This is a genomic window from Nocardioides sp. (assembly GCF_036274455.1).
In the GTDB taxonomy this organism is placed as follows: domain Bacteria; phylum Actinomycetota; class Actinomycetes; order Propionibacteriales; family Nocardioidaceae; genus Nocardioides.
This window is the reverse complement of sequence record NZ_DASUFR010000072.1, coordinates 1-4,274: the sequence shown is the minus strand read 5'-3', so window position 1 is coordinate 4,274 and position 4,274 is coordinate 1. Positions and strand designations below refer to the sequence as shown.

The following is a 4,274-nucleotide window of genomic DNA, read 5'->3' as shown; positions in this document are numbered from 1 at the left end:
AACACCGAGAAGCTCTGCACCGTGGTGAACACGACCAGCGCCGCGGACGCCAGGGCCGTGAGCCGCCAGCTGTCCCGCAAGGCACCGACCACGGCGACGCCGATGGTGACCAGTACGTAGACGGCGACACCCACGACGGTGCCGGCCGCACCACCGGCCGTGACCCTGTCGTCGCCACCCGCATCCCAGAGCACGAGGCCGACGGCAGCGCCGGCCGCGGCCGCGGCGACGAGCACCTCGAGACGGCTCTCGTTCGGAGCGAGGACGACCGCAGCGGCGGCGCCGACGCCGGCCAGGGCGACGACCACGACCAGGGTGGTCGTCCATTCGAAGTCGTTCGCGTCGACGTCGGGGAGTGCCGCGACGAAGAGCCCGCCGAGCACGAAGGCGGCGCCGACCTCGCGCCACGGCGGGCCGAGCTCCCTGGCCCATCTGCCGTGGAGTGCTGCGACGGCCACGCCCAGCACACCCGCGGTCAGCAGGCACACGACGACGGCGAGCCCGCTCTCCGTGGCCGCCAGGACCTGCCAGAGGAACCACGTGGAGCCGGCCAGGATCGCGACGACCAAGGGCATCACGGCCCGGACGGCGTAGGCGTGGACGAGGGCGCCGAGCGCCCAGCAGCCCACGAGCGCGGGTTCGTACGCCGGCACCTGCAGGCTCTGGGCCGCCTGGAAGACCACGGCACCGAACGCGAGGGCGGCCAGCAGGCGGACCGCGCCGACGAGCGCCGACGATTTCGGGGCGCGAGCGGCGTCACCGCGACGGGCGGCGAGCACCTCGCCGACGGAGAGACAGCCGAGCCAGAAGATCGAGACGGTCGCGAAGCGAGCCGCCGGTGAGAGGCCGTTCAGGTTGGCGGCGACGAGCCAGATCACACCGAGACCGACGAAGACGGCGCCGAGGGTCAGCAACAGCCTGGTGACCGGCAGCCGGCGCTCGACGTGGTAGCGGCCGACAATGCTCCGGGCCTGGTCCGGGCCGACGAGCCCCTCGGACTGCCAGAGGGCCAGCTGCGAGGCGAGCCAGTCGAGCTGTGAGCTGGTGGCGGGGTGGGTGGTGCGCGGCCGGTCGGCCGGGGCGACGAAGCTCATGGGTCCACGATTCCGGGCCGAGCGGGCACCGCGCATGGGTATGCGCACTCAGCGGTCACCGGGCCCGGACCCCACCGGCCGGAGCGCGGACCCTGACCCTCCCGGGCCATTCCTTCCCATTCGCCCGCGGAGGGCCGGGGGGCCGCTTGATACTGGGCAGGCTCGTCGGACTAGGGGGCCGCCATGGGGAACCACAGGACCAGGCTGCGCGACTCGCGCAGCTGGGTCTTCGACCTCTCCCTGTGCCTCGTCGGGCTGGCGCTGCTGGCAGCCGTCGCGCCGCACGCCTGGGCCGGTGGCTGGCCTGTCGCCCTCGCCACCCTGCTCGGCGTGCCGCTGGTCGTCGTCGTGGCCCGCTTCCCGATGAACCTCGACGGGGAGGACGGCGGCATCGAGATCGGCTTCGACTCGACGGTGCTGATGTTCCTGCTCTGCACCTTCGACGCGCGGAGTGCTGTCGCGGTCTGGGGTGTGGCCGTGGTGGTCACCCAGCTCACCTCGGGCAAGCGACCCACCGCCCAGCTGTTCAACATCGGCGTCGGCCTGGTGGCCGGTGCCGCGGCGGCGGTGGCCCTGCACGCCGTCCGCGGTCCGGCGATCGGTACGCCGCGTGAGCTCCTGGCGATGGTCGCGGCCGCCGCTGCCTACTTCTTCGTCGACTACGTGCTGTCGGCGATCTCGATCGCCATCGACACCGGCACCCCGGTCCGGGGGCACCTGGTCCAGGCGGGCACCTGGGTCGCGGTCGCCTGCTTCGTGCCGTTCGACCTGATCGGCTACCTCGCCGCCGTGGTCCACCGGGACAGCCCCGGCTGGATGCTCACCCTGCTGGTGATCCCGTTGATCACCCTGCTGGTGTCGACCAGGGCGATCGCTCGTAGCCGGGAGAATGCCCGCCGGCTCACCGTGCTCTTCGAGGCCGCGGTCCGGGTCCAGGCGCTGCACGAGACCGGCCTCATCATCGAGGCGCTGTTGCACGACGCTCGCCGGCTGGTGCGGATGCGGGACGTCGAGGTCCTGAGCTCGCCCCCGGCGGCGTACGAGATCGGGGCTCAGGTACGCCGCGGCAAGGACGCTCTCTGGATCGTCGCCCCGGCGCGGGACCGCGCCCGGTCGACGGTCGGCGCCGACCAGCACGCACTGGACGCGCTCGCGGTGATCGTCGCCGACGCGTTCGCCCGGATGCAGCTGACCGACGACATGGTCCACTACGCGCGCCACGACCCGCTGACCGACCTGCCCAACCGCGGCATCCTCCTGGACCGGGTCGCACACGCGCTGCACCTGGCCCGGCGTCGCAAGGTCCGGGTGGCCCTCCTCTTCATCGACCTCGACGGCTTCAAGCCGGTCAACGACCGGTTCGGGCACGCGGCCGGGGACGCGGTGCTCGTCGACGTGGCGCAGCGGCTGACCGCGTCCGTACGGGAGAGCGACACCGTCGCCCGCCTCGGCGGTGACGAGTTCGCCATCCTGCTCGAGGACGTGCGTGACAACGAGGTCGACGCGGCCGCGGAGCGGATCCTCGCCGCGATCCGCAGCGGCGCCGTGGTCGCGGGCCACCAGGTGCCGCTCGGGGTCAGCATCGGGGTGGCGTTCGGCGACACCGGGCGCTCGGCCGAGCACCTGCTGCGCAACGCCGACATGGCGATGTACCAGGCGAAGGCGCAGGGCAAGGACCAGTACGTCCAGTACGAGCGCTCTCTCGGCCACTCCCGGGTGGAGCGGCTCGAGCTGCTGGAGTCCCTGCGCGCGTCGGTCGCGGCCGGCGACCTTCGGCTCGTCTACCAGCCGGTGGTGCAGGTGGAGAGCGGCCACATCGTCGGTGTCGAGGCGCTCGCCCGGTGGACCTCGAACGGCGTCGCGGTACCCCCGGACACCTTCATCCGCGCCGCCGAGGAGAGCGGCCTCGTGGTGGCTCTCGGCGACGTGGTGATGGACCTGGCCGTGGCCGACGCCACGATGCTGCGGGAGGCGGCCGGCGGCCCGCTCACCATGGGGATCAACATCTCCCCCAAGCAGCTGCGGGAGCCCGCCTTCGTCACCAAGGTCGAGGAGACGCTCGAGCGGCTCGGCGGCATGGACCTCGTGCTGGAGATCACCGAGCGCGACTACGTGGGCAACGAGCCGGAGTCGCTGGCGGTGATGGCACGCCTGGCCGAGCGCGGCGTCGCCTTCGCGATCGACGACTTCGGCGTCGGGTTCTCCTCGATCGGCTACCTGCAGGACATGCCGGTCCGGATCGTCAAGACCGACAACTCCTTCTCCGAGAGCATCGACCGCGACGAGCGTTCCTGCGCGCTGCTCTCCTCGATCGCGATGATGGGCCACGCGCTGGGGCTGGACGTGGTGGTCGAGGGCATCGAGCGCGCCAGCCAGCTCCAGCACCTGCGCGAGCACGTCGAGGCGCCGTACGCGCAGGGGTACCTGCTGCACCGCCCGATGCCCGCCGCCGAGGTGGCCGAGGTGATCCGGAAGAACCGGGGCGTCACCGCGCTCGTCGAGTCCCCCTGAGCCTTCCCGCCGAGCCGGGACTTGCTTCCCCTCGAGCCGGGACTTGCTTCCCCTCGAGCCGGGGGTTCGTTCCCGCTAGCCGGCGCCGAGCGGGAGCCGCTCCAGGATCTCGAACTGCTCGCGCCCCCCCGGCTCCACCGGCAACCGGTGCAGGAGGCAGAGCTCGGACAGCTCCCACGGCTGCCCTCGGAGCTCCTCGAGGGCCTGCACGAGCCGCTCGAGGTACGGCGCGGTGGTGACGTCGGTGATCTCGCCGACGGAGAGCCAGGGGCGGAACTTGCGCCGGTCGACGAAGAAGCCGAGCCGCTGCACCGCGGCGGGCACCCCACGGCCCACGGCGGCGAGCGCGTCCACGTCCCCGTCGAGCTTCGCCCAGACCGAGAAGTCGCCACGCCACTCCAGCGCGGTCCCCCCGGCGAAGTAGAGCTTCGGGCACGGCCAGGTCGCGGCCGCCTCGGCGAGGACGCGCGCCAGGCTCACGGCATCACGCCGTGCCACGTTGCCGAAGCTGGAGATCGGCACGCACATCGACTCGACCGGCACCGGGTCGAGCTCGGGACTGTCGGGGCCGGCGGACCGGACGACGTCGACGAGCTCGCGCAGTGCGGGCTCGGGGGGTAGCACCGCTGCGGAGAGACGCACGGTCCCATTATCGCGTACCGGACAATT

Annotated in this window: 3 protein-coding genes; 1 reads left to right on the top strand and 2 read right to left on the bottom strand. The window is 72.5% G+C overall.

From position 1 onward, the window contains the following. The coding region (locus VFV89_RS06760; RefSeq protein ID WP_329705154.1) for a DUF2157 domain-containing protein at positions 1–1,094 on the bottom strand (1,094 nt) is incomplete at its 3' end. Between the two features lie 183 nt (positions 1,095–1,277). Between VFV89_RS06760 and VFV89_RS06755 the strand changes: the two genes are divergently transcribed. Continuing rightward, positions 1,278–3,605: a putative bifunctional diguanylate cyclase/phosphodiesterase gene (locus VFV89_RS06755; RefSeq protein ID WP_329705153.1), complete on the top strand. Its 2,328-nt coding sequence runs from the start codon at positions 1,278–1,280 to the stop codon at positions 3,603–3,605. Positions 3,606–3,680: 75 nt separating this feature from the next. Here VFV89_RS06755 and VFV89_RS06750 read toward each other — a convergent pair whose 3' ends face one another. Continuing rightward, positions 3,681–4,247, bottom strand: coding sequence for a hypothetical protein (locus VFV89_RS06750; protein ID WP_329705152.1), 567 nt, complete (start codon positions 4,245–4,247; stop codon positions 3,681–3,683). Positions 4,248–4,274: the final 27 nt, after the last annotated feature.

What these genes read in the sequence shown, in the direction of transcription:
- VFV89_RS06755 (WP_329705153.1), top strand. Translation starts at nt 1,278, where the DNA reads ATGGGGAACCACAGGACCAGGCTGCGCGACTCGCGCAGCTGGGTCTTC.